The 24,114-nt window shown below is 37.6% G+C and carries 23 protein-coding genes; 18 read left to right on the plus strand and 5 right to left on the minus strand.

Annotated features, from left to right (window positions below):
• Positions 1 to 24: 24 nt before the first annotated feature.
• The 3 genes from I6G50_RS09390 (at position 25) to I6G50_RS09400 (ending at position 2,632) form a co-directional block, all read left to right on the plus strand.
• The gene (locus tag I6G50_RS09390) at positions 25 to 636 is read left to right on the plus strand and encodes a nitroreductase family protein (RefSeq protein ID WP_003135213.1); all 612 of its coding nucleotides are present in this window, start codon (positions 25 to 27) and stop codon (positions 634 to 636) included.
• 110 nt (positions 637 to 746) lie between these two features.
• Positions 747 to 1,727: a polyprenyl synthetase family protein gene (locus tag I6G50_RS09395; protein WP_003135212.1), complete on the plus strand. Its 981-nt coding sequence runs from the start codon at positions 747 to 749 to the stop codon at positions 1,725 to 1,727.
• A gap of 2 nt (positions 1,728 to 1,729) precedes the next feature.
• Complete coding sequence (locus I6G50_RS09400) at positions 1,730 to 2,632, plus strand: prenyltransferase (protein ID WP_003135211.1); 903 nt, start codon at positions 1,730 to 1,732, stop codon at positions 2,630 to 2,632.
• A 206-nt stretch (positions 2,633 to 2,838) separates the two neighbouring features.
• Here I6G50_RS09400 and feoB read toward each other — a convergent pair whose 3' ends face one another.
• The 4 genes from feoB to I6G50_RS09420 form a co-directional block, all read right to left on the minus strand.
• Positions 2,839 to 4,944 carry a ferrous iron transport protein B gene (gene feoB / locus I6G50_RS09405; RefSeq protein ID WP_197908670.1) on the minus strand — a complete coding sequence of 702 codons (2,106 nt, stop codon included), beginning with the start codon at positions 4,942 to 4,944 and terminating at the stop codon, positions 2,839 to 2,841.
• Entirely contained in the window at positions 4,945 to 5,418 is a 474-nt protein-coding gene (locus tag I6G50_RS09410; RefSeq protein WP_197908671.1) for a FeoA domain-containing protein, read from the minus strand.
• 176 nt (positions 5,419 to 5,594) lie between these two features.
• A complete protein-coding gene (locus I6G50_RS09415; RefSeq protein ID WP_197908672.1) occupies positions 5,595 to 7,265 on the minus strand; it encodes a DAK2 domain-containing protein in 1,671 nt (556 codons plus the stop codon).
• Positions 7,265 to 7,627: an Asp23/Gls24 family envelope stress response protein gene (locus I6G50_RS09420; RefSeq protein ID WP_042753033.1), complete on the minus strand. Its 363-nt coding sequence runs from the start codon at positions 7,625 to 7,627 to the stop codon at positions 7,265 to 7,267. The genes I6G50_RS09415 and I6G50_RS09420 overlap by 1 nt, the downstream gene beginning before the upstream one ends.
• Positions 7,628 to 7,936: 309 nt before the next feature.
• On the opposite strand from I6G50_RS09420, the gene I6G50_RS09425 reads away from it, so the two are divergent.
• Complete coding sequence (locus tag I6G50_RS09425) at positions 7,937 to 8,323, plus strand: RidA family protein (RefSeq protein WP_197908673.1); 387 nt, start codon at positions 7,937 to 7,939, stop codon at positions 8,321 to 8,323.
• Positions 8,324 to 8,474: 151 nt separating this feature from the next.
• On the opposite strand, the gene rpmB is transcribed toward I6G50_RS09425, so the two are convergent.
• A complete protein-coding gene (gene rpmB, locus I6G50_RS09430) occupies positions 8,475 to 8,669 on the minus strand; it encodes a 50S ribosomal protein L28 (RefSeq protein ID WP_003133678.1) in 195 nt (64 codons plus the stop codon).
• A gap of 179 nt (positions 8,670 to 8,848) precedes the next feature.
• On the opposite strand from rpmB, the gene I6G50_RS09435 reads away from it, so the two are divergent.
• From I6G50_RS09435 to I6G50_RS09500, 14 genes are all read left to right on the plus strand, one after another.
• Complete coding sequence (locus I6G50_RS09435; RefSeq protein WP_197908674.1) at positions 8,849 to 9,499, plus strand: DUF1129 domain-containing protein; 651 nt, start codon at positions 8,849 to 8,851, stop codon at positions 9,497 to 9,499.
• 107 nt (positions 9,500 to 9,606) lie between these two features.
• A complete protein-coding gene (locus tag I6G50_RS09440) occupies positions 9,607 to 11,928 on the plus strand; it encodes an HAD-IC family P-type ATPase (RefSeq protein ID WP_197908675.1) in 2,322 nt (773 codons plus the stop codon).
• 152 nt (positions 11,929 to 12,080) lie between these two features.
• Positions 12,081 to 12,950 carry a glucose-1-phosphate thymidylyltransferase RfbA gene (gene rfbA / locus I6G50_RS09445; RefSeq protein WP_197908676.1) on the plus strand — a complete coding sequence of 290 codons (870 nt, stop codon included), beginning with the start codon at positions 12,081 to 12,083 and terminating at the stop codon, positions 12,948 to 12,950.
• Positions 12,951 to 13,547 (plus strand): dTDP-4-dehydrorhamnose 3,5-epimerase family protein, encoded by a 597-nt coding sequence (locus I6G50_RS09450; RefSeq protein ID WP_197908677.1) that lies wholly within the window; start codon positions 12,951 to 12,953, stop codon positions 13,545 to 13,547.
• 1 nt (position 13,548) lies between these two features.
• On the plus strand, positions 13,549 to 13,806 hold the full coding sequence (locus I6G50_RS09455) for a hypothetical protein (RefSeq protein ID WP_042753021.1): 258 nt from the start codon (positions 13,549 to 13,551) through the stop codon (positions 13,804 to 13,806).
• A 23-nt stretch (positions 13,807 to 13,829) separates the two neighbouring features.
• Positions 13,830 to 14,873, plus strand: coding sequence for a dTDP-glucose 4,6-dehydratase (gene rfbB, locus I6G50_RS09460; RefSeq protein ID WP_197908678.1), 1,044 nt, complete (start codon positions 13,830 to 13,832; stop codon positions 14,871 to 14,873).
• A gap of 16 nt (positions 14,874 to 14,889) precedes the next feature.
• Complete coding sequence (gene rfbD / locus I6G50_RS09465; protein WP_197908679.1) at positions 14,890 to 15,789, plus strand: dTDP-4-dehydrorhamnose reductase; 900 nt, start codon at positions 14,890 to 14,892, stop codon at positions 15,787 to 15,789.
• 56 nt (positions 15,790 to 15,845) lie between these two features.
• Entirely contained in the window at positions 15,846 to 16,994 is a 1,149-nt protein-coding gene (cps2T, locus tag I6G50_RS09470) for a beta 1-4 rhamnosyltransferase Cps2T (protein ID WP_003134563.1), read from the plus strand.
• The gene (locus tag I6G50_RS09475) at positions 16,984 to 17,937 is read left to right on the plus strand and encodes a glycosyltransferase family 2 protein (RefSeq protein WP_197908680.1); all 954 of its coding nucleotides are present in this window, start codon (positions 16,984 to 16,986) and stop codon (positions 17,935 to 17,937) included. The genes cps2T and I6G50_RS09475 overlap by 11 nt, the downstream gene beginning before the upstream one ends.
• Positions 17,938 to 17,969: 32 nt before the next feature.
• Positions 17,970 to 18,779 (plus strand): ABC transporter permease, encoded by an 810-nt coding sequence (locus I6G50_RS09480; protein WP_003134561.1) that lies wholly within the window; start codon positions 17,970 to 17,972, stop codon positions 18,777 to 18,779.
• Positions 18,779 to 19,969 carry an ABC transporter ATP-binding protein gene (locus tag I6G50_RS09485; RefSeq protein ID WP_197908681.1) on the plus strand — a complete coding sequence of 397 codons (1,191 nt, stop codon included), beginning with the start codon at positions 18,779 to 18,781 and terminating at the stop codon, positions 19,967 to 19,969. The genes I6G50_RS09480 and I6G50_RS09485 overlap by 1 nt, the downstream gene beginning before the upstream one ends.
• Positions 19,970 to 19,988: 19 nt before the next feature.
• Positions 19,989 to 21,356, plus strand: coding sequence for a DUF2142 domain-containing protein (locus I6G50_RS09490; protein ID WP_232252355.1), 1,368 nt, complete (start codon positions 19,989 to 19,991; stop codon positions 21,354 to 21,356).
• Positions 21,357 to 21,376: 20 nt separating this feature from the next.
• Positions 21,377 to 22,348 (plus strand): glycosyltransferase family 2 protein, encoded by a 972-nt coding sequence (locus I6G50_RS09495; RefSeq protein WP_197908683.1) that lies wholly within the window; start codon positions 21,377 to 21,379, stop codon positions 22,346 to 22,348.
• Between the two features lie 4 nt (positions 22,349 to 22,352).
• Complete coding sequence (locus I6G50_RS09500; protein ID WP_197908684.1) at positions 22,353 to 24,110, plus strand: rhamnan synthesis F family protein; 1,758 nt, start codon at positions 22,353 to 22,355, stop codon at positions 24,108 to 24,110.
• Positions 24,111 to 24,114 lie beyond the last annotated feature (4 nt).

The raw sequence follows: 24,114 nt of genomic DNA on the forward strand, positions 1-24,114 counted from the left end.
TACAATAATGAGAGGAGGGTTTTCATGGATTTTGTAAAAATTAATAAAGAACGTCACGCTGTAAAAACTTTTGACGGTAAAAAAATACCGACAGTAGATGTAAAACAGCTTATCTCAGCCGCAAGTTTAGCACCTTCTGCGCACAACATTCAACCTTGGCACTTTGTCATTATTGAAAGTGAAGAAAAGCGTCAAGAGCTTTTGCCAGAAGTTAAAGGGCAAAATAAACAGCAAGTCAAGTCGGCAGGCGCTGTTATTGCTATTTTCAGTGATACTGATCTTTCTGAACGCTCAAGTGAAATTGCGCGTACAGGAGCGGGTGAAATGAACAGTGAGCAGTTACAACGCTTTAATAGTCGCTATCCTCAGATGTTTGAAAATATGGATGAAATGATGGAAGCAAGTTATTTATCATTGAACATTGGTTTTGTAACGATGAATCTGATGTATGCTATCAAAAATAGAGGCTATGAAGGAAATGTTATCCTTGGGTTTGAACATACAGAGCGTATCAATGAAATCCTTGAAGTTGATAAACGTTATCGCCCAGAATTACTCGTGGTACTTGGTTCATCAGAAGAAAAAGGTGAAGCAAGTTATCGCTTGCCACAGCAAAATATTGTTGAAATTCGTTAAGTGAATTTCTTGCGAAAAAAGTGAGTCGTTTATATCGAAATTTAAGGTGTAATTTGCTAGAATAATAGAGGTATAAAAACGATAGATATATTAGGTAGTAAGGGGAAAAAGTGCTAGATTTTTGGCAGAACTATCCTGAAATTAGGGAAAAACTTATCGCAGTACAAACTTTGATGACAGAACGTTTAGCGGTAAATAATACAGATATACGTGATGCATTGCAAAAGTTTACAACTCGCGGTGGTAAAATGGTTCGGCCAGCGCTTTTTTTTCTATTCTCTGGATTAATAGAAGACGAAGAGCAAGATGAAGAACGCTTGATTAAAATAGCAGCTAGCTTAGAGTTATTACACTCTGCTACCTTGATTCATGATGATATTATAGATGATTCTCCTCTACGCAGAGGATTGCCAAGTGTTGAAGCTCAGTTTGGCAAGGATGTGGCGGTTTATACAGGGGACTTTATTTACACCGTATATTTTGAATTACTTTGCGAAACCATGGCAGCGACGCCATTTCTACCCAAAAATGCCAAATCAATGAAAAAGATTTTGCAAGGTGAGCTGACTCAAATGCAGGCAGCATACAATAAAGAAAATAATATTCGTCGCTACCTTAAAGCAATTAGTGGAAAAACAGCTGAACTATTGAGCTTGGCTTGTTTAGAAGGTGCTTACTTTTCAGGTGGCGATAAGCAAATGCAACGTTCAGCTCGAAAAATTGGTCTAGCTATCGGTTTGGCTTTTCAAATATATGATGATGTCTTGAACTTCACTGTGGGTCTAGAAGAGGCGGATAAGCCAATACTGACAGACTTTAGACAGGGTATTTACACTTTGCCTTTACTCTTAGCTAAAGATGAGGACCCTAGTAAAGTATTGCCTTACTTAGCTGCCCCAGAGAAACTTAGCCGTGAAGAATGTGTGGAGTTTTCACAATTAGTCGCGGATTTAGGTGGAATTACAGGAAGTCTATTTTTAGCTAAGCATCTTACAGATCAAGCGCTATTAGAAATTAAAAAACTTCCAGAATCACGTAATCGTGAAATTTTGATAGAAGTAACACAGAGTTTATTACAAAGAAATTATTAAGAATGAATTTTAAAATATTTGCCGAGCTCATTGAGCTAAAAGCCAAAACAGCGAGTGTCTTTCCCTTTTTTCTTGGGTTAGCTTTCTCCCTTTATCATTATCAAATAGCCAATCTTATCCCTTTAGCAATTTATTTTATTGCCATGTTCTGCTTTAATTGTTTTGTGGACATATGGGATAATTTTAACGACTTCCATAAGGCCATAGATACGGAAGATTATAAGAAGAATACGAACATTATCGGTCGAGAAAACCTTTCTCTCAAAACGATAAAATTATTACTTGCTTCTTTCTTTTTTATCTCCTTAGCACTTGGACTAATAGTAGCGTGGATGGTGGGTTGGCCAGTCTTTTGGCTGGGTCTCTTTTGCTATTTTGTTGGTATTTTTTACTCGGCAGGTCCTAAACCTTTATCCAGTTTACCTGTTGGAGAAGTGGCAAGTGGTCTAACTATGGGCTATTTGATTTTCTTGATTTGCGTTTATATTAATACCAGTCAAGTTTTTGTATGGAATTGGGCAACATTGGGTTCAACATTTTTGGTGGCCCTACCAAGTACACTTTTAATTTCTAACTTGATGCTGGCAAATAATACCTGTGATTTAGATGAAGATGAAGCCAATTACCGTTATACTATTGTGCATTATATAGGGAGACAAAATGCTTTAAGGTGGTGGACGTTCGCTATTGTTTTAGCTTATCTTTCTATTGTTGCGGCTGTTATTCTTAAGTTAGTGTCACCTCTAATGCTAGGTATGTTCTTACTTTTGCCATTCATTGTAAAACAAGCGCGACCATACTTGCAAAAACAAGTTAAAAAAGAAACTTTTATTGCTTCAGTAAAAATTTTGATGGTCTTTTCTTTAGTGCAAACTTTGCTTATGCTGGTTGCCTTAGCTTTTTAAAATAAAATACAGATAGAAAAAAATCTTCCTTTAAGGAAGATTTTTTTGTTTAATCACAGCAATCCTTCTTCGTCGAAGTTTCTAAAGCGGAGACTCCTTTGACTGGACAAGTTGTTGTTGTACAATCCTCACAAGCCCCTTTACTACGTATTGTTTTACGAATAGAGAAGAAAGCCGCTATTAAAATGAGGGATAAAAGTATCATACTAGCTAAGTTCAAGAGAGAGTTCCTCCTTGTTTAATATAGTTTTTGGTTTACGCAAGATAAGATAGAGCCCAAAGCTCAAGAGAAGTAGAGCCAGTAAAGTGCTTATGTTGAAATGTTTTTCAATAAGAGCAAAGCCCAACTGATAGATGATAAAACTCATGCTATAAGCGACAGCTGTTTGAAAGCCCACTGCGCGCAAGGTCCACTTTACTTCACCCATTTCTTTGTAAATAGCAGATATAGCAGCAATACAAGGAGCACATAAAAGATTAAATACAAGTAGAGAGTATGCAGCAAGAGGGGTATAGCTGCTTTGTAAAGCAGCCCAAATCGCTCTACTGTTATTTCCAGCCTCCGCGCTTTGTGCGTAAAGTTGGCTCATCGTCCCTACGATTGTTTCTTTTGCAATAAGGCCTGTTAAAGTTGCGACGGTAGCTTTCCATTCGCCAAAGCCTAAAGGTGCAAAGACAATGCTTAAATATCCACCGAGAGTGGCTAAAATGGATCGTCCTGGGTCAACCTGCTGTAGGCTGAAACTATAGTTGGATAAGAACCAAAGGCAGACATTCAGGGCAAAGATGATTGTTCCTGCTCTTTTAATAAAACTGAAACCGCGGTCTAGAGCATACTTAAGGACAGTAGGAAAATGAGGCAAATGATAGGAAGGTAATTCCATGATGAAAGCTGATGTGTCCCCTGCAAACATTTTTGTTTTCTTGAGGATAATTCCTGAGAGGATAATCATTGCCATACCTAAAAAATAGGCACTCGGTGCAACCCAGCTCGTAGAATGGAAGAAGGCACCAGAAACGAGTGCAATAATAGGTAGTTTGGCTGAGCAGGGCATGAAGGTCGTGACCATAATCGTAATTTTCCGGTCACGTTCTTGTTCAATAGTACGTGTAGCCATGATGCCGGGAACACCACACCCTGAAGAAATTAACATGGGAATAAAGGACTTTCCAGAAAGACCAAATCGTCTAAAGATACGATCCATTACAAAAGCAACACGCGCCATGTATCCTGAATCTTCAAGAAAACCTAGTAAAAGGAAAAGAACAAAAATTTGGGGAACAAAGCCTAAGATAGCACCAATACCTGCAAGCACACCATCTAAGAGAAGGGCTTGTATCCAAGGAACGATAGCCCAATAGTCCATCGCCTTACTAAGAATGTCAGGTAAGAAACTACCAAAAAAGTTATCGTTCAGCCAATCACTCGCAGGAGTACCAATAACTTGTATCGCTAAGAAATAAACAAACCACATGATGAGGATAAAAAGAGGAAGACCCAGCCATTTGTTCGTTACAATGCTGTCTATTTTATCCGTCAGATTGAGCTTGCCGTTTTCCTTCTGTGTTACGACAAGACGAACGATTTGCCCGATTAAGTCATAGCGCTCATTGACAATGATAGCTTCACGGTCGTCACCCATTATTTTTTCCGTAATTGTAACAACTTCATTGAGTTCTTTCTGTTGCGAATCACTTAGTGCTTTTAAGGCTAAAGCATCTCCTTCAAAGAGTTTGATTTGTTCAAAGCGGTTATCTGCATGAGGACAGATCTTTCCTATCTCTGACAAAGCACTTTCGAGACGGTGATCATAATCTAAAGCCTGCATTTCTAACGGGAGGCAGGCTATACGGATGGCTTCATCTAAACCCTGCTTTTTTAAGGCGCTTGTTGGCACTACGGGTAAGCCTAAACTGTAAGATAGTTTCTCAATGTCTATCTTTTTTCCTTGCTGTTCAAGCAAATCACTCATATTTAAGGCGATAACGATCGGAACATTAAATTCCATCAGCTGTAAAGTGAGGTAAAGCGAACGTTCCAAGTTAGTAGCATCAATAATATTAAGGAGGACATCAGGAGGCGTTTCTCTGAGATAATTCCGCGTTACTTGTTCTTCCAAAGTATAAGGAGAAAGGGAATAAGTTCCCGGCAAGTCTTGAATAGCGATGTTCTTATCTTTTTTATAACGGCCTGTTTTACACTCAACTGTGACCCCTGGCCAATTTCCGACTTGTTGATTGCTTCCTGTCAAGATATTAAAGATGCTGGTTTTCCCGCTATTGGGATTTCCGAGTAAGGCAATTTTAGTCATCTATTTTTCCTTATGATTTTGGGTTACTATTTTAATTTTTTCGGCATCTATTTTACGTAAGGAGAGTGAGTATCCTCGTAGATGTAGCTCCATAGGGTCTCCTAAGGGTGCGAGCTTGTGGACTGCAATGCTGGTGCCGCGTGTAATACCCATATCCATCAAACGTCTTTTAATCTCTCCCTGACCATCAATGAGGCGAACCACACCCGTTTGACCAACAGCCAAATCTGAAAGAGAGGATAAGGTTTCTTCTGACTGTTCATTTTTTATCAGAATATCTGTGAGGTAAAAACTACTGAGTGCCAACCGGGTACTCCCGATTTTTAGAATAGCGTTTTCACCCTCCAGAGAGAGGAGTACCACTTCCTTGTCGGGAGAAAACCCGAGGTCCCTTAGTTTGCTGGCATGTGCAGATTTTAATATTTTGTGTACATAGTATATTTGACCGATGCGCGCAGTATTCAATACTTTCATGAGTGCTCCTTCAACAAAGAATGTAAAAGGTTTTTTACATTACAATAAGTATAACACGAATTACTTGTAATTTCGAGAAAATTCGTGTATGTAAAGTTTTTATGAAAGATTTACTGATGTTTCACGTGAAAACAAATAAAAAACTTGTCTTTACTTAGACAAGTTTTTTATTTATTTTATTCTACAGAGAAGATGTAAGGATAAACAGGTTGTTTTCCTTCATGAATTTCTACTTCAAGTTCAGGATAACGTTTTTCAAGTTCTTTTGCAATTTTTTCGGCATTTGATTTTTTACCATCTTCGCCAATATAAATTGCCGCAATTTCACTGTCCTCATCTATCATTTTGTCAAAGGCAGCAAAGATAGCGTCATTCATTTTCTTAGTTGAAACGACAATTTTATTATTTACCATTCCAAGCGTATCTTTTTTGTGAATTTCGATACCATCAATATTTGTATCTCGAATAGCTTGGGTAACTGAGCCTGATTGTACATCTTCAAGGGCTGCAGTCATATTTGCTTTATTGTCTTCAATAGATTTGGTTGGGTCGAAACTGAGTAAAGCAGTAAAACCTTGTGGTACAGTTGCAGTTTCAATAACTTCCACAGGAATATCTGCCACTTCAGCTGCTGATTTAGCAGCCATGAAGATGTTTTTGTTATTAGGTAAAATAATTACTTTTTCAGCGTTTACAGAATCTACAGCTTTAAGAATATCTTCTGTTGATGGGTTCATTGTTTGGCCACCAGACACGACGTGCTGTACACCCATTTCACGGAAAATATCAGCAAGCCCTTCACCCGCAGCAATGGCAATTAAGCCCCAATCCACTTTTGAAGTAGAAGTACTAATATTGCTTGCTTTTTCTTTTTGAGCAACACCTTCATTTTGCAAGCGCATGTTGTCTACTTTGACTTTAACGAGTCGTCCGTATTTCAAACCTTCTTGCATAACTAAGCCCGGATCTTCAGTATGGACGTGAACTTTAACTATCTCTTCGTCATCAACAACTAATAGTGAGTTCCCAATCCCTGCCAAATAAGTTTGGAAGGTATCGTGATCATAACTTTCACGTGCGGTTGGCCCTTGACCAAGTTCTACCATGATTTCTGTACAGTAACCATATTTGATATCGCTTGTAGAAGCACCAGCAACGCTTGATTCAGACTCATGTTCGAGGTTAATCATACGATCCATAGCTCCTAAGCCTTGCTCAGGATTTTCAGGAACAAATTCACCATTAAGAGCCATCAAAAAGCCTTCATAGATATAAACTAAGCCTTGCCCACCCGAGTCGACTACACCGACTTCTTTAAGCACAGGAAGCATATCTGGTGTTTTAGCGAGAGCAATCTTAGCCCCTTCGAGAGCGGCTTCCATAATAGCAATTGCGTTGTCTGTTTCGTTTGTTTTACGGTTAGCAAGCTCAGCAGCACCACGAGCAACAGTTAGGATAGTTCCTTCTACTGGCTTCATTACGGCTTTATAGGCCACTTCTACACCGCTTTGCAAGGCGTTTGCCAAATGGATTCCGTCAAGTTCATCGTAATCTTTAGCATATTGACCAAAACCACGGAAGATTTGACTAAGAATAACTCCCGAATTACCACGAGCACCCATAAGTAGACCTTTTGAAAGGATTTGAGCAACTTGTCCCACTGTTTCAGCTGGTTTTTCAGCTACATCTTTGGCACCGTTTGTAATTGTCATACCCATGTTTGTTCCTGTATCACCATCAGGTACAGGGAAAACGTTAAGAGAATTGACATATTCAGCTTGTTCATTAAGGCGACTCGCCGCCGCCTGAATCATTTCTTGTAATTTACTTGCGTTAATATTTGACACTAGTCTTCGACCACCTTCACATTTTGTACATATACGTTGACTCTAGCTGCTACAATGCCAAGTTGATTTTCCAGATTAAATCGGATACGTTCTTGAATGTTCTTAGCAACTTCACTAATTTTAACACCATAGCTTACAACAACATATACACCAATGGTTGTTTGGTTATCAGTTGTCGTTACAACGACACCTTTAGAATAGTTTTCTTGTCCAAGGATATTGCGGAAGTTGTCTTTAACAGCATTTTTGCTTGTCATACCGACAACACCGAAAATTTCAGTAGTGCTAGCACCGACAACAGTAGCAATAACATCTGTTGCAATGTCAACATTACCATGTTGAGTATTAATAGTAACGGTCATTTTCATATGCGTGCTGTTGAATCATACAGCACTTTCCTCCATAATAATTTATGTATCGCTTCATTTTATCATAATTTTGTGAAATAGAACAGCTGTTTCATTAGTTTTTTGGTCACATTTGCCTTGTAAGTGCTTTAAACAAAACACTCCGCTCTTGTGAATTTATGTAATTAAATAGAAAGTAAACGGATTATTCTATAAACTTTTTTGAATCCGTGAAAGCCTTTACTTTTAGAAAGGGGTATAGTATACTAGTTTTGTTACCAAGTGTTTCGATTGTGTTAAAAAGAAAATAAGGAGAACCGAATCATGAAAAGAATATCAAGTGAAAAACTACCTCCAGCAGTGGGAAGCTACTCACCCGCAACAGAAGTAGGGGAGTTAATTTTTACTTCTGGACAATTACCGATTAATGGAGAGACTAACAAGATAGATTATCCAGAGAGTATAGAAAAGCAAACTCAGCAGTCTATGGAGAATGTAAAAGCTATTTTAGAAGATAATAATTCTTCATTAGATAATATTGTAAAAACTACAGTTTATTTGAACGACATCAAAGATTTTGCGAATTTTGATCAAGTGTATAAAACATATTTTTCAGGCGAGTTTCCTTCAAGAACCGCCTTTGAAGTGGGGCGCTTACCTATGGGAGCCCTCATCGAAATTGAAGTAGTTGCTCAAAAAAATGAAAAGTGATAAAGAAATACCACCAGAAAAAACTGGTGGTATTGTTTGTATACTAGACAAGTTTGTGGAGGTAAATACAAGTGTAGTGTCGTGCCGTATTCCCGTAAAATAAAAAAAGACCAGTAAACTTACGTTTCATGGCTTTCTTTATTTAAATGGTTTATACACGTTCAACGCCTGCAGGCAATTTTTTCAATGCTTTAGCTGAAGCCCATACAGTTTTGAGTTCACCGTTTTCAAGAATTTGAACTTTTTGAAGATTAGGTTTAACTACACGTTTAGTTTGGTTCATCGCGTGTGAACGGTTATTACTTGATACAGTCTTACGACCAGTAAAATAACATTCTTTTGACATGGTTTGATTCCTCCTTAAAAATTTTATGCTTTTTAAAGAGCATCTCTAAAAATTCAGATCTGAAACACAATTCTTACAGAAACCCTCAAAATAACATACCAGATTAGTATAACATTTTTTTATTTAAAAAATCAAGTTTTTTTTCCAAATTTCGCCAAAAATTTTATATAATAGGAGATATGGAAAATCTAATCGAGCAACTCACTGCAAAAAATAGCGAATACGTACATGGCGTAACAAAGCAATTGATGCTTTTAGGAAAATCAGACGAGGAGATTAAAGTAATCCTTGCTGAAATTTTGCCTAAAATTATCGAAGGACAAAAAGAAGGCATTTTAGCCCGCAAGTTATTGGGTGCGCCGATAGAGTTTGCAACTCAATACAAACCAGATGAAGAAAAAACTACGCGTCAAGAAACAGCAAAAAATGAAACACCTTTTTTAATGTGGCTTGATAGCACGATGCTTTTCTTTGGTGTAATTTCAGTTATTATGGGCCTTATGGGACTCTTTCAACCTCAGGCCAGTGTTTATGGACTCTTAACAACACTTGCATCCTCAGCTCTGGCTGGTTTAGTAATGTACTGGATGTATAAATTCTTCTACAGCGCACAACGTCCAGAGAAAAAAAGAAAAGGTTTTGTGATGCTTGCATTAGCAATGGTCGCTTGGGCAGGAGTCTCTGTTTTAGTCGCTCTATTGCCTAAATCAATCAATATTGTGCTGGCTCCTTACATTACAATTATTCTTGGTTTAGTTGTTATGGGACTTCGCTTCCTTATTCAACGTAAATTCAATGTTCAATCCTCTATGGCCCGCCAAACAAAATAACAAAGAAAAGCGCTCATCATTAGAAAGATGGGCTTTTTTATTTCGAAAATGTAAGGTATTTGCTTCCCTAATCATGTTAGGATAGAATGAGAATTAGAGGAGAACTTATGGCAGCATTTAAATACGAAGGATTGACTCAAAAAGAAGTCGAAAAACGTTTAGAAGCAGGGCAAGTCAATATTGCTAAAAACGAAAGTGGTAAAACATACAGTCAAATTTTTGCGAGTAATTTGCTGACTTTTTTCAATTTGATTAATATTCTTCTTTTTATCTTAGTCCTTTCTGTTGGATCACATAAGAATGCTCTTTTTATCATTATTGTTGTAGTCAATGCAGGTATTGGCCTTTACCAAGAAATCAAGGCACGTCGCTTATTGAATAAACTATCCTTGCTGAACACAAGTAAGGTGAAACTTTTCCGTCAAGGAAAGCAAATTGAATTAAAACAAGGAGAGTTAGTACTTGACGATACCCTTCTTTTAGGAATGGGCGATCAAATCCCTTGTGATAGTCAGATTATAGAGGGAGAAATAGAAGTAAATGAGGCCCTTTTAACAGGGGAGTCAGATGCTCTCTTAAAAAGAGAAGGAGCTGAACTTTATTCTGGAAGCTTTGTAACGAGTGGTACAGCGGTTGCGCAGGTTATTCATGTCGGAAAAGATAACTACATCCATCAGTTGGCGCATGAAGCACGTAAGATTAAAAAACAAACTAGGATGCTACGTGACAGTTTAGCGAAAGTGGTACGTATTGTTAGTTTCATTATGATACCTTTGGGTGTCTTACTTTATTTGAAATTATTTTATGTTACCCAAACGGGGCACGAGCAAGCAGTATTAGGTACAGTTGCAGCCTTAGAAGGGATGTTTCCGCAAGGATTAATTCTATTAACGAGTATGGCCTTAACACTAGGAGTCATCAATTTAGTGAAGCGGAAGGTGCTGGTGCAAGAGTTGCATACGATTGATGCACTTGCGCGTGTCGATGTGCTTTGCTTGGATAAAACAGGAACCATTACAACGGGTGAAATGCAAGTGGAGCAAGTAGAAAGTCTTTCAGAGCAAAGCTTAGCCCAAATAGATCATACTATTGGTAACATACTCGGAAGTCTACCTGATCAAAATGTTACAGCTCAAGCACTGAGGAAGTACTTTGGTGCGCAAAAAGATTATGAGGTTCTACAGACACTCCCTTTTTCTTCAGAAAGAAAGTATAGTGCGGTTGAATTTTCGGAAGGTACATACTATTTAGGAGCATTACAGTTTTTATTTCCACAAGGTAATTCGCGCTTGCAAGATAAAGCTCAAAAATATGCAGAGAAGGGACATCGGGTTTTAGTCTTGGCTCAGTCAGGAGAAAAGCTAGAAAAGGGCCTATTGCCTAATGATTTAAGTGCGCAAGCTCTGATTGTGATTTCTGATATTCTGCGCGCTGATGCCAAACAAACCTTGGAGTATTTCAAAAAGCAAGGGGTACGTTGCAAAATAATATCTGGAGATGACCCTGTTACTGTTTCTGCTATTGCTAAGGCGGTCGCCTTGCCAGATGCAGAAAAATATGTGGATGTGAGCCAAGTCCATACAGATGAAGACCTGATATTTGCGGTAGAACACCAACAAATTTTTGGACGCGTCTCTCCACAGCAAAAGAAACGGATGGTAGAAATTCTTAAAGCAAAAGGGCATACCGTTGCAATGACAGGCGATGGTGTTAATGATATTTTAGCCTTTAAAGAAGCTGATTGCTCTATTGCGATGCGTGAAGGAAGTGAGGCCGCGAAGCAAACCGCTAATTTAATTTTGATGGACAATAACTTTTCGGCTATGCCTTATATTGTTAATGAAGGGCGGCGCGTGATTAATAATCTGACCCGTACGGGTTCTCTGTTAATGGTACGGATGATGTTTTCTATTGTGCTGACTGTTTTGACATTGTTTGCGGGGAATGTTTATCCATTTGAGCCGATTCAATTAACGATTTTAACCGCGTTTTTTGTGGGTATTCCCTCGTTTTTCCTTAGTTTTGAGTCAGATTTTTCAAAGGTAGAAGGCAGTTTTTTAAAGACTTTGTTTGAACGCGCCTTTCCCGTAGGTTTAAGCATTGCAGTGGGGGCGACACTTATTGTAAGACTTGGAGCTGTTTTGGGAATTTCGCATGGGGAACTTGCGATGATGACTGTACTCTTTTCAGCATGGAACTATGTTTTGATGCAACGCAAGATATTTTGGCCCATCAAGCGTTATCGTTTGTGGATTTTCAGTATTACACAGATTTCTTTCTTGATTGCACTAGTCCTAGGGTCAGGCTTTCTTAACTTAGCTTGGCCGACTCTTCTTCATAGCATATTGCTCCTCCCCTTTTTGGCCGTTACACCGTTTGTACAAACTATACTCGCCAAAGGGTCGAACTTTCTGTTTCAAAAATTGTAACCAAATATGGAGAAAGAAAAAAGGTAAGAGTCAAGGTTCTTGCCCTTTTGTTTGGCAGTCCAAACAGAATCAGTATGAAATAAAAGTAAAAATATGCTATAATTGTGCTGATTAACTATAATAAAATATAAAAAAACAAAGTGAGGTACCTCATGAAAGGGATTATTTTAGCAGGTGGATCGGGAACACGTTTGTATCCATTGACGCGTGCAGCGAGTAAACAATTGATGCCAGTCTACGACAAACCGATGATTTATTATCCATTGTCAACACTGATGTTGGCTGGAATCAAAGATATTTTGATTATCTCAACACCAGAAGATACTCCACGTTTCCAAGAACTCTTGCAAGATGGTTCTGAATTTGGTCTGAATTTGCAATACGCGGTTCAACCAAGTCCAGATGGCTTAGCACAAGCATTTATTATCGGAGAAGAGTTTATTGGAGATGACTCTGTTGCCCTTATTTTGGGTGATAACATCTATCATGGACCTGGTATGTCTAAATTACTCCAAACAGCTGCTGCTAAGGAAAGTGGTGCCACAGTGTTTGGTTATCAAGTTCCAGATCCCGAACGTTTTGGTGTGGTTGAATTTGATAAAGACATGAATGCTATCTCTATTGAAGAAAAACCTGAAGTACCAAAATCTGATTACGCAGTAACAGGTCTTTATTTCTATGATAATGACGTTGTGGAAATTGCTAAAAATATTAAACCTTCACCACGTGGTGAGTTAGAAATTACAGATGTTAATAAGGTCTACCTTGAACGTGGGGACTTATCTGTGGAACTCATGGGACGTGGCTTTGCTTGGTTGGATACAGGTACACATGAAAGCTTACTTGAAGCAGCACAGTACATTGAAACTGTCCAACGTATGCAAAATGTTATGGTAGCCAACCTTGAAGAAATTGCATGGCGTATGGGTTATATTTCTGGAGATGCTGTACGTGAGCTCGCACAGCCTTTAAAGAAAAATGCCTATGGAAAATATTTGCTTAAATTAGTAGGTGATAAATAAATGACTGAGAATTTTTTCGGAAAAGAACTTGCAGCACGTAAGATTGATGCGATTCCAGGTATGCTAGAATTTGATATTCCTGTACACGGAGATAATCGTGGGTGGTTTAAAGAAAATTTCCAAAAAGAAAAAATGGTGCCTTTAGGCTTCCCAGAGAAGTTTTTTGCAGAAGGAAAACTCCAAAACAACGTTTCTTTCTCACGCAAAAATGTTTTACGAGGTTTACACGCTGAGCCTTGGGATAAATATATTTCTGTAGCAGATGGCGGGCGTGTGCTGGGCTCATGGGTAGACTTACGCGAAGGCGACAGCTTTGGTCATGTTTACCAAACCATCATTGATGCCAGCAAAGGTATCTTTGTGCCGCGCGGAGTAGCTAATGGTTTTCAAGTTTTAAGTGACACTGTATCTTACTCGTATCTCGTAAACGATTATTGGGCTTTGGAGCTTAAACCTAAGTATGCCTTTGTAAATTATGCAGATCCAACTTTAGGCATTAAATGGGAAAACCTTGAAAATGCAGAAGTCAGTGAAGCAGATGAAAACCATCCAATGCTTGCAGACGTTAAACCTTTGACAGAAGATTTACTCGGTTAAAATGAAGGCCAGACATTTAAAAAGTAAAAAAGTATTGGAATGTTGGCAGGTGAGTAAAGAAAATGAGCAACCTGAATGGGTGAAAAAGGCATTTTCGACAAGTGGCTTCTCTTGGGTTAGTGATAAAACTTTGCGCATTGTAAACACGGGTGGCTTGATAAAAATTAATGCTCATCTTAATGAATTTCTTGTTTACAATGGGAAATATCTTAAAATTGTTTCAGAAAGCAAGTTTAGACAAGATTATCACTTACAATAAAAAATATACAATAGGAAAAAATAATGACTGAATTTAAAAACATTGTAGTTACTGGTGGCGCTGGATTCATCGGTTCAAACTTTGTACATTACGTTTATAACAATCATCCTGATGTACACATTACAGTTTTAGATAAGCTGACTTATGCTGGAAATCGTGCCAATATTGACATGATTCTTGGAGATCGTGTTGAGCTTGTTGTCGGCGATATTGCAGATCCAGAAATTGTGGATCAAGTTGCCTCTAAAGCAGATGCTATTGTGCACTATGCAGCAGAAAGTCACAACGATAACTCACTTAAATCACAAGATGAGTTTATTCAAACCAACTTTATCGGAACATATACACTGATTCAGGCAGCGCGCAAATATGATTTGCGTTTCCACCATGTTTCAACAGATGAAGTTTACGGTGATTTACCATACCGTGAAGATTTGCCTGGACATGGTGAAGGTGAAGGTGAGAAATTCACAGATAAAACACCTTACAATCCATCAAGTCCTTATTCATCAACTAAAGCGGCTTCTGATTTGATTGTCCGTGCTTGGGTACGTTCATTTGGTCTCAAAGCTACAATCTCAAACTGTTCAAACAACTACGGACCTTATCAACATATTGAAAAATTTATCCCACGTCAAATTACAAATATTTTGTCAGGGATCAAACCAAAACTTTATGGAGATGGTAAAAATGTACGAGACTGGATTCACACAGAAGACCACTCTTCTGGGGTTTGGACTATTTTAACTAAAGGACGTATGGGTGAAACTTACCTTATCGGAGCTGATGGTGAGAAAAATAACAAAGAAGTATTGGAAGAAATCTTAACTGAAATGGGTCAAGCAGCAGATGATTACGATCGCGTGACAGACCGTGCAGGCCATGATTTACGTTATGCCATTGATAATACAAAACTTCGTACAGAATTAGGTTGGGAGCCAAAACATACTGACTTTGAGTCAGGTTTGAAGGCAACAATTGACTGGTATACTGAAAACCAAGAGTGGTGGAAAGCAGAAAAAGCTGCGGTTGAAGCTAAGTATGCTGAAAGTCAAAAAATTCTCTAATATAAAAGGAAAAAATATGATTTTAATTACTGGTGGAAATGGTCAACTTGGCACAGAATTACGTCATCTTTTAGATGAACGAGGTGTAAAATATTTTGCAGCAGATGTAAACGAATTGGACATCACAGATAAGGCTGCCGTTGATGCTTTCTTCGATGAAAACAAACCAGAATTGGTTTACCATTGTGCTGCTTATACAGCTGTAGACAAAGCAGAAGACGAAGGAAAAGCGCTTAACGAAAAAATTAATGTTGATGGAACACGAAATGTTGCCAATGCAGCGGCTCGTGTGGATGCAACTCTAGTTTACATTTCAACAGATTATGTGTTCAATGGTGACTTGCCTGTTGGTCAAGAATGGGAAGTAGATGCACCCATAGATCCTCAATCAGAATACGGACGTACGAAACGTTTAGGCGAGCTTGCTGTTGAAGATTCTGGGGTGAAATTCTATACTGTACGTACAGCTTGGGTCTTTGGAAACTATGGACACAATTTTGTGTTTACTATGCAAAACTTGGCGAAAACACATGATGCTTTAACAGTAGTCAATGATCAACATGGTCGTCCTACGTGGACACGGACATTGGCCGAATTTATGGTTTACTTGGTTGACAATAATGTAAACTTGGGTTACTACCACTTGACAAATGATGCTGCACCAGGAGAAGATGTAACTTGGTTTGACTTTGCAACTGAGATCCTAAAAGATACAGATACAAAAGTAACACCAGTTGACTCTAGTGCTTTTGCTGCAAAAGCTAAACGTCCTTTCAATTCAACGATGAGTTTGGAAAAAACAAAAGCTACAGGCTTTGTTGTTCCAACATGGCAAGAAGCTTTGGCTCAAATGATTGAAAAAGGTGATTTACGTCCAGATAAAACAGGCGTAAAAGGCGATATTAATAAAAAATAAAACGATATTCTGTCGGAAACGGCAGAATTCTCGTTTTGAGAGGCTATCTATTTATTATGATAAAACACATTTTTATCATAGGAAGTCGTGGACTTCCTGCGAAATATGGCGGTTTTGAAACTTTTGTAGAAGAACTTGTCAAACATCAAAAAAATGAAAACATTAAATATCATGTAGCTTGTCAAAGCGAGAATTCCGATTTGGCCAGTCTTTCGGATGGTCATTTTGACTATTTGGGTGCAGATTGTTTTGCTATAGAAGTTCCTAACATAGGCCCTGCCCGTGTTATAGCATATGATATTTTGGCCATAAAAAAATCTTTTAAAATTATTAAAGAAGAAGATATAGAAAAGCCAATTTTTTATATTTTAGGTAATACTATTGGTGGCTTTATTGGAAGATATGCCAAAAAAATACACAAAATAGAGGGTAAACTTTTTGTGAACCCTGATGGACTTGAGTGGCGCCGTACTAAATGGGCCGCTCCAGTACGTAAATATCTCAAGTTTGCCGAGAAAAAAATGGTCAAACACGCAGATTTAATAATTTCTGATAATAAAGGAATCAAAGAATATCTCACAGAAGAATATGGGCATATTGACTCAGAAGTCATTGCTTACGGGACAGAGACGGATCTGTCTAGTATGACTCACTCACCAACTTTGCAGAGATTTGCTGTCAAAGATTATTTTCTGATTGTGGGCCGTTTTGTACCAGAAAACAATTACGAGCTCTTAATTCGTAGTTTCATGGCTTCAAACACAGAAAAAGATTTGGTAATCATTACTAATTATGAAGGGAACACTTTTTACGAAGAGCTTCGTCAAAAAACGGCTTTTGACCAAGATAAACGTATAAAGTTCGTGGGAACAGTTTATGATCAAAACGAGTTACGCTATATTCGTGAACATGCAACAGCCTATTTGCACGGCCATGAAGTTGGGGGGACTAATCCAGGGTTGCTCGAAGCGATGTGGTCTACTGCAGTAAATCTTGTTTTGGATGTGAATTTTAATCGCGAAACAGCGGGAGAATCAGTTCTTTACTTCTCTAAAGATGAGTTAGCAGAGAAAATAAATCAAATCTCCAATTTAGAGATTACAGATCGTAAAGAATTACAAAAAAAATCCAGAACCAGGATTCAAGAAAGATATATGTGGGACATGATATGTACCCAGTACGAGGAGCTTTTTGTTGAAAGTTAATATTTTAATGTCAACATACAATGGTGAAAAGTATGTTGGTCAACAAATAGAGAGCATTCAAAAGCAAACCTTTACCGAATGGAATTTGTTGGTGCGAGACGACGGTTCTAAGGATAAAACCTGTGATATCGTAAATTCATATGCACAAAATGACAAGCGGATTCAGCTGTTTCAGGCAGAAAATAAAGGAGTAATTGAATCTTTCTATGACTTGGCTAAATCTAGTCAAGCGGATTACTATTTTTTCTGTGACCAAGACGATTTTTGGTTGTCAGACAAGATGCAAATTGTGCTTGACGAAGCTAGTAAACATGACAATGAAAAAGCAAAGCTTTATTATACCGATTTAAAAATTGTGAATAAAGATTTGCAGGTGTTAAATGAATCAATGATTCGAAGCCAATCAAACCATGCTAATACAAAATTAGTACAAGAGCTAACTGAAAATTCTGTAACAGGATGCACTATGGTCGCAAACCATGCTTTGATTGAGCTTTGGAAAAATACTTCTGATATTATCATGCATGACTGGTATTTGGCGCTTCTTGCAGCGGCACAGGACGGCTTGATTTATATTGACCAGGCTACGATACTTTACCGACAGCATGATAGTAATGTTTTGGGAGCACGTACATTTAAGAAAAGGATAAAAAAATGGTTACGTCCCCATCTCTGGTTTAAAAAATACTGGTGGTTGATTGTTTCAAGTCAAAAACAAGCTGAAAAGCTACTGACAGACGTCCAGCTCTCAAAGGAAAATAGAGAATTAGTTCAAAGCTATGCAAGCATTTTAGAACAAAGTCGTAAAACGCGATATGTCTGGATTAAAAAATATAATTTACGAAAAAATAAATCAGGGCACACCCTAATATTTCGAGGCTTGCTCATCACAAAATTTGCCTATAAGGCTTTCCTACGAACAGATCGTACGGATATTAAATAAAAATTTGCAACTGCAAATTCTTGGAGGACTCTATGAATTTCTTTAACCGTAGAAACCAAATTCTACTCAAAGAATTGATTAAAACTGATTTTAAATTACGATACCAAGGAAGTATCATTGGCTACTTGTGGTCAATCCTGAAACCTGTGATGCTCTTTGTGATTATGTACATGGTATTCGTACGTTTCTTACGTTTTGGTTCAGCCGTACCACACTTTGCTGTGGCGCTTCTCCTTGCCCTCACACTGTGGAACTTTTTTGCAGAAACAACAAATATGGGGATGCTTGCGATTGTTTCACGTGGGGACTTGTTACGTAAAATCAATTTTTCAAAGCAGATAGTTATCTTTTCTGTTGCTGCTAATGCCATGATTAACCTCGTTATTAGTTTACTTGTCGTTATTATTTTTGCGCTTTTAAATGGCGTTCAGATGTCTTGGACAGTAATCTGGGCGATTCCTTTGATTTTTGAATTAGTACTCTTTGCTACAGGTATTGCCTTTATTTTGTCTACGATTTTCGTTCGTTTTCGTGATTTAGGCCCAATCTGGGAAGTTGGCATGCAAGCTGGGCTTTATGGAACACCGATCATTTACCCGATTACACAAGTATCAGCAACGCATCCGACTATTGCTAAATTCTTGATGATGAACCCAATGGCACAGATCGTACAAGATATGCGCTATATCTTGACCTTTAGTAATAATACTAATCCAACAGTATGGCAAATGATTGATAATCCTTTTATTGTAGCCATTCCTTATATTATTCCTTTTGTAACTTTTGGGTTAGGGCTCTTTATTTTCACGAAGAATGCTAAGAAATTTGCGGAGATTATATAATGAACGATAATATAGCAGTAAAAATAGATCATGTCAGCAAGTTTTTCCGCTTGCCGACAGAGGCAACAAATAGCTTACGTACGCTTCTCGTCAATCGTTTGCGTGGTATTAAGGGATATAAAGAACAGCACGTACTCAAGGATATTTCTTTTGAAGTTGAAAAAGGCGATTTCTTTGGGATCGTTGGGCGTAATGGTTCAGGGAAATCAACGTTACTAAAAATTATCTCGCAGATTTATACACCAGAACAAGGAACTGTCGAGATTGATGGGAAACTTGTATCTTTTATCGAACTTGGTGTAGGATTTAACCCAGAGTTAACCGGCCGCGAGAATGTCTACTTAAATGGTGCCATGTTGGGCTTTTCTAGAGTAGAGATTGATGCAATGTATGATGATATCGTTGATTTTGCTGAACTGCATGAATTTATGAACCAAAAGCTAAAAAATTATTCTTCGGGTATGCAAGTCCGTCTTGCATTCTCCGTTGCAATTAAAGCTGAAGGTGATATTTTAGTTCTGGATGAGGTTTTAGCTGTTGGCGATGAATCTTTCCAGCGTAAATGTAACGATTACTTCTTAGAGCGTAAAGCTGCGGGGAAAACGACAATTTTAGTTACTCACGATATGGGAGCTGCTAAAAAATATTGTAATAAAGCAGTTCTTATTGAAAAAGGATTGGTGAAGGTTTCGGGAGATGTGGATGAGGTAGCCAACCAGTATAGTTTGGATAACTTGCAAACAGAAGTTTTAGAAGGTGATACGCCTGAAACAGCAGAAGACTTGATTGAAAATCTTCAAGTTAATATTCTTAACGCACAACAAATTACACCAGAAGATGAAGTGAAATTTGAGATCAGCTATGATGTGAAAAAGGATATGGCAACTTATATTGCTTTTTCAATGACGGAAGTTGATCGAAATATTTGGATCTACAATGACAACTCCCTTGATTATATGACACAAGGAGCAGGACATAAAAGAGCGATTTACTCTTGCAAGCTTGACCAAGTTAATGATTTAAAATTAAAACTTCAAGTATCCGTACGTAATGATAAAGACGAACTTATCGCATTTGCTGATGAAAAAGTATTTCTGATTTATCGAGATGACTTGGCAGATGGGGACTTAAGCGCAAAAGATTCCTCTACGGGTTTGATTCAAAGAAATGGAGGCTGGGAGTTTGGGTAGCCTGAAAAGGGAAAAACCAGTGAAAGCAGAAAACGTTTTCTTGATGTTGGCAGTCTTTTTTGGACTGATTTTTTCCTTTGTGCAACCTTTATTCAATGAACCAGATTCGAGTTATCATTTTGATCATTCTATGTATATTTCGAATACTGTTGTAGACCGATCAGCGATAGGCTTTTCGGGTGAGGACTATCAGTCACACCCTATTCCTTTTACAAAAGTAAGTGATATGAAAGCTGATGGAACTTACTTTAAAAAATTTTTTGAAACTAAGCTACCTCTTATCCATAAAAAAGATGCGGACCCTCGGGTTAGCCGTGGGTATGGCACAGAGTGGAATATTACTTGGTATAATGATATCATGCATATTGTCCCAGCCCTAGGTGTTAAGTTAGGATATGCTATCTACCCCTCTATTGGGAGTATGGTGATTACTGCGCGACTCTTTAGTTTGATTTTCTTTGTTCTGAGTATGTATTTTATTATCAAGAAACTCAAAGTATACAAATATATTTTTGTAGCTATTTCAGTAACACCGACTGTTATTCAACATGCGAGCAGCCTAAGTTATGATGTGTATAACTATGTAGCTTGTGCATTCATGATTATGACAGCTATAAACTTAGCTGTTGATATTAAAAATGGGCAAGAAGTTACCATCAGTACATTCTTCTTGAAAATATTGCCCCCCTCAGGTGTGCTTTATTTTGCAAAAATAAACTCACAACTGTTGTATTTGATAATTCCTGGGATGCTTCTTTATTTTGTGAACAAGAAATTTAAGTTTCACTTATCAAAATTACAGCTAACTATAGGCTGTTGTATTTTCTTAGTTTTGGGCTCCGGGATATTTTATGTAATATTTTCGGGGCAGCTAGTCATGATTTTTATTAAAATGTTTTATAGCTTGATTGAGCCCTATTATACTGTCTTATCAACAGAAATTATTAGCGGAACAACCACAGTGGCAGTTCCTTCTTGGTTTTTTGGAGTTCAAATGGTAGTCCTTGTCCTGCTCTTCCTTTCTTATAATAAGGAGGTTGTTCCACGATGGTTCGCTTGGGGCTCTTTCAGTCTAGTATGTCTAAACTTTTTAGCAATTATGGTGTCCTATGCCGTCGACCCTGCTTTTGTAGATTACGCAGGACGAATTATTACTGGTGCTCAGGGACGATATTTTACTCCCTTTCTCTTATTGCTAGCGCCTGTGTTTACTCTTTTGGCTCAAAAAATTACAGTGAAATCTGACACCTGGCTTATCCGGCTGTTTATCATTATGAGTGTTTGTGCCTTAGTACTTAATTTAGGGATTACTTCCTTAAAATTTTACCATCTACAGTTACCCGCAGATGAGTGGCGTTCCGGCATTCACCATTATATATTTAAATAATCCTAGATAAGGAGAGACTCATGGAAGGCAAAGTTTCAGTCGTTGTTACCTGTTACAATCATGAAGAGTATATTGAAGAGTGTTTACGTAGTATCTTTGCGCAAACCTATCAAAATATCGAACTTTTGGTTTTTAATGATGGCTCAACAGATAACTCAGGGAAAATCATTGAGGAAGTTTTGAAAGAGAGTCCTTTTGTAGGCGAAACCTATTATTTTTCATCAGAAAATAGAGGTATTGTGGCTGTGCGCAACGATGCTTTGACTAAAATAAAAGGTGAGTTTCTCCTTTTTGTTGACAGTGATAACTTTATTAATCCAAAACATATTAACTATCTGCAAAAAGCTTTGGTGAAGGAAGCAGCTGATATAGCTTATTGTCAACTTTGGGATTTTGTTCATGGTAAAAATGTATTGCGAGATGATCTGGATTATAATTTATCTAAAGAATTGACAGGCAATCTCATCGATGCTTCTTCCCTTGTGCGTACGTCTAAACTATCAGGACTAAAATTTGATGCTAGCTTGGATAATAAAGCACTAGAAGATTATGATTTTTGGTTAGCTATGATTTTGCTCAAACAGGCAAAATCTATTTTTGTTAAAGAAACTAAACTAAACTACCGAGTATTGGATGATTCTAGGACGGATCGGGGCAACTGGGATAAATATTATCAGTCTTACTTTTATATTTTAGACAAATATGTAGATTTGATTCCTAAAGAAATAATTCAAGCATTGAAAAATAATATAAATATTTGGCTGAAAGGTTACGAAGACTTAGAAAAAAGAGTAAATGAAAAAGAAACAGCTATCCGCGAGAAAGATATGCATATAGCAAATTTTCAAAGTGAAGTAGCTTTACTCAAGGATAAGCTTCATAATCAAGAAAAAGATTTAGCTGAAAAAACACAGCTTGTGAAAGCTTTTGAAAAGTCTTTCTTCTATAAACTTTATAAAAAAAGATTGAAAGTAAAAGATATTAAGGAGTAGAAAAATGAAACGTCTTCTGCTATATGTTCATTATAATAGATATGATAAAATCAGTGGCCATGTTCTATACCAACTGAAACAAATGCGACCCCTCTTTGAAAAAGTTGTTCTTATTTCAAACAGTCAACTTTCCGAAGAAGGACAAGCTAAATTATCAGGGCTTATGGATGACTTTATCCAAAGAGAGAACAAGGGCTTTGATTTTGGCGCTTGGCGTGATGGGATGCAGTATGTTGGATTTGAGCAGTTGAAAGACTATGATTCAGTGACTGTGATGAATGATACATGCTTTGGTCCTCTTTATAACATGCTTCCTTTTTATGAAGACTACGAAGCGCGTGACGTTGATATTTGGGGAATGACAAACCATCGTGCCTATCAAGAATCAAAAAAACACTCTTTTGCAGAGCATATTCAGTCTTATTTTAAAGTCTTCAGTAAAAAAGTTGTTAAGGCTGATATTTTTCAAAAGTTTTGGAGTGAGATCGAAGATTTTGAAAATGTTCAAGATGTTATCGACCATTATGAGATCCGTTCAACAAGTGTTTTTCTGGAAGCAGGATTTGCATATGAAACGATACTTGATACTCGTGAACTTGATGATTCTCGTCTGTTGCACCCAGATTTTTCATATTATGCTCCTGATGTGATTCTGCAGGATAAAGTGCCATTTATCAAGGTGAAGGCTTTTCAGAGCCCAGAGAGTTCAGGAATCGCTAAATATATGCTGGACTATGTTGGTGAATATACAAGCTATCCTAAACAATTGATTGTGGAACATCTCTCCACAGTAGATTATCCTGATTCCAACTATTTGGTGGCAGAAAAATATTTGGAAGATGCGGAAGACATCGCAATAACTAAAAAAATAGCTGTGCATCTCCATGTCTTTTACACGGAACTTTTAGAAGAGTTTCTTGATGCTTTTGCTAACTTCCACTTTGATTACGATTTGTATTTAACAACAAATACGGATGAAAAAGAGAAACAAATCCAAAAAATATTAGAACAAAGACAGGTTAAGGCAGAACTCGTGCGAACGGCTAACTACGGACGTGATGTTATGCCTTTCCTAGCTTTGAAAGATACTTTGAGAAAGTATGAAGTTGTTGGTCATTTCCATACAAAGCGCTCATTAGAAGCTGCCTTTTTTGCGGGAGAATCTTGGCGTAAAGAATTGATTGATATGTTAATTATACCTGCTGATAATATCATGCGAAATTTTGAAAAGAACAGTAATCTTGGCATTGTAATTGCAGATATCCCATCATTTTTCCGTTTCAATCGCGTGGTTGATGCTGACAATGAAAATAAAATGATTGCCCCAATCATGAATGATATGTGGAAGCGTATGAAAATGCGAAAAAAGGTAAATTTCCACGATTTCAAAACCTTTACCATGAGTTATGGAACCTATTTCTGGGTCCAAACAGAAGTTCTTGAACCACTTTTTGACTTAGAAATCACAAAAAAAGAAGTTCCGAACGAACCACTCCCCCAAAATACGATTCTGCATGCTATCGAACGCATCATGATTTATCTGGCTTGGGACAAGGATTTGGATTTCCGTATTAGTAAAACCCGCCAAGAACTTTCTCCATTTATTGATGCACGGACGTTCAACCAACGTTTTGGAATAACAGAGGATAATGCAAAAGACATCCGCTTAACCTTTGTGCTTAAGCTAGCCGTCAAGAAAACTTTGCGTTTAATAAAGTATAGAACCTATAAACTCTTAGGAAAAGATACGAAACATATATAAATTA

This window comes from Lactococcus garvieae (genome assembly GCF_016027715.1).
Taxonomy (GTDB): domain Bacteria; phylum Bacillota; class Bacilli; order Lactobacillales; family Streptococcaceae; genus Lactococcus; species Lactococcus garvieae_A.

What these genes read in the sequence shown, in the direction of transcription:
- I6G50_RS09390 (WP_003135213.1), top strand. Translation starts at nt 25, where the DNA reads ATGGATTTTGTAAAAATTAATAAAGAACGTCACGCTGTAAAAACTTTT.
- I6G50_RS09400 (WP_003135211.1), top strand. Translation starts at nt 1,730, where the DNA reads ATGAATTTTAAAATATTTGCCGAGCTCATTGAGCTAAAAGCCAAAACA.
- feoB (WP_197908670.1), bottom strand. Translation starts at nt 4,944, where the DNA reads ATGACTAAAATTGCCTTACTCGGAAATCCCAATAGCGGGAAAACCAGC.
- I6G50_RS09410 (WP_197908671.1), bottom strand. Translation starts at nt 5,418, where the DNA reads ATGAAAGTATTGAATACTGCGCGCATCGGTCAAATATACTATGTACAC.
- I6G50_RS09420 (WP_042753033.1), bottom strand. Translation starts at nt 7,627, where the DNA reads ATGACCGTTACTATTAATACTCAACATGGTAATGTTGACATTGCAACA.
- I6G50_RS09425 (WP_197908673.1), top strand. Translation starts at nt 7,937, where the DNA reads ATGAAAAGAATATCAAGTGAAAAACTACCTCCAGCAGTGGGAAGCTAC.
- rpmB (WP_003133678.1), bottom strand. Translation starts at nt 8,669, where the DNA reads ATGTCAAAAGAATGTTATTTTACTGGTCGTAAGACTGTATCAAGTAAT.
- I6G50_RS09435 (WP_197908674.1), top strand. Translation starts at nt 8,849, where the DNA reads ATGGAAAATCTAATCGAGCAACTCACTGCAAAAAATAGCGAATACGTA.
- I6G50_RS09440 (WP_197908675.1), top strand. Translation starts at nt 9,607, where the DNA reads ATGGCAGCATTTAAATACGAAGGATTGACTCAAAAAGAAGTCGAAAAA.
- rfbA (WP_197908676.1), top strand. Translation starts at nt 12,081, where the DNA reads ATGAAAGGGATTATTTTAGCAGGTGGATCGGGAACACGTTTGTATCCA.
- I6G50_RS09450 (WP_197908677.1), top strand. Translation starts at nt 12,951, where the DNA reads ATGACTGAGAATTTTTTCGGAAAAGAACTTGCAGCACGTAAGATTGAT.
- I6G50_RS09455 (WP_042753021.1), top strand. Translation starts at nt 13,549, where the DNA reads ATGAAGGCCAGACATTTAAAAAGTAAAAAAGTATTGGAATGTTGGCAG.
- rfbB (WP_197908678.1), top strand. Translation starts at nt 13,830, where the DNA reads ATGACTGAATTTAAAAACATTGTAGTTACTGGTGGCGCTGGATTCATC.
- rfbD (WP_197908679.1), top strand. Translation starts at nt 14,890, where the DNA reads ATGATTTTAATTACTGGTGGAAATGGTCAACTTGGCACAGAATTACGT.
- cps2T (WP_003134563.1), top strand. Translation starts at nt 15,846, where the DNA reads ATGATAAAACACATTTTTATCATAGGAAGTCGTGGACTTCCTGCGAAA.
- I6G50_RS09480 (WP_003134561.1), top strand. Translation starts at nt 17,970, where the DNA reads ATGAATTTCTTTAACCGTAGAAACCAAATTCTACTCAAAGAATTGATT.
- I6G50_RS09485 (WP_197908681.1), top strand. Translation starts at nt 18,779, where the DNA reads ATGAACGATAATATAGCAGTAAAAATAGATCATGTCAGCAAGTTTTTC.
- I6G50_RS09495 (WP_197908683.1), top strand. Translation starts at nt 21,377, where the DNA reads ATGGAAGGCAAAGTTTCAGTCGTTGTTACCTGTTACAATCATGAAGAG.
- I6G50_RS09500 (WP_197908684.1), top strand. Translation starts at nt 22,353, where the DNA reads ATGAAACGTCTTCTGCTATATGTTCATTATAATAGATATGATAAAATC.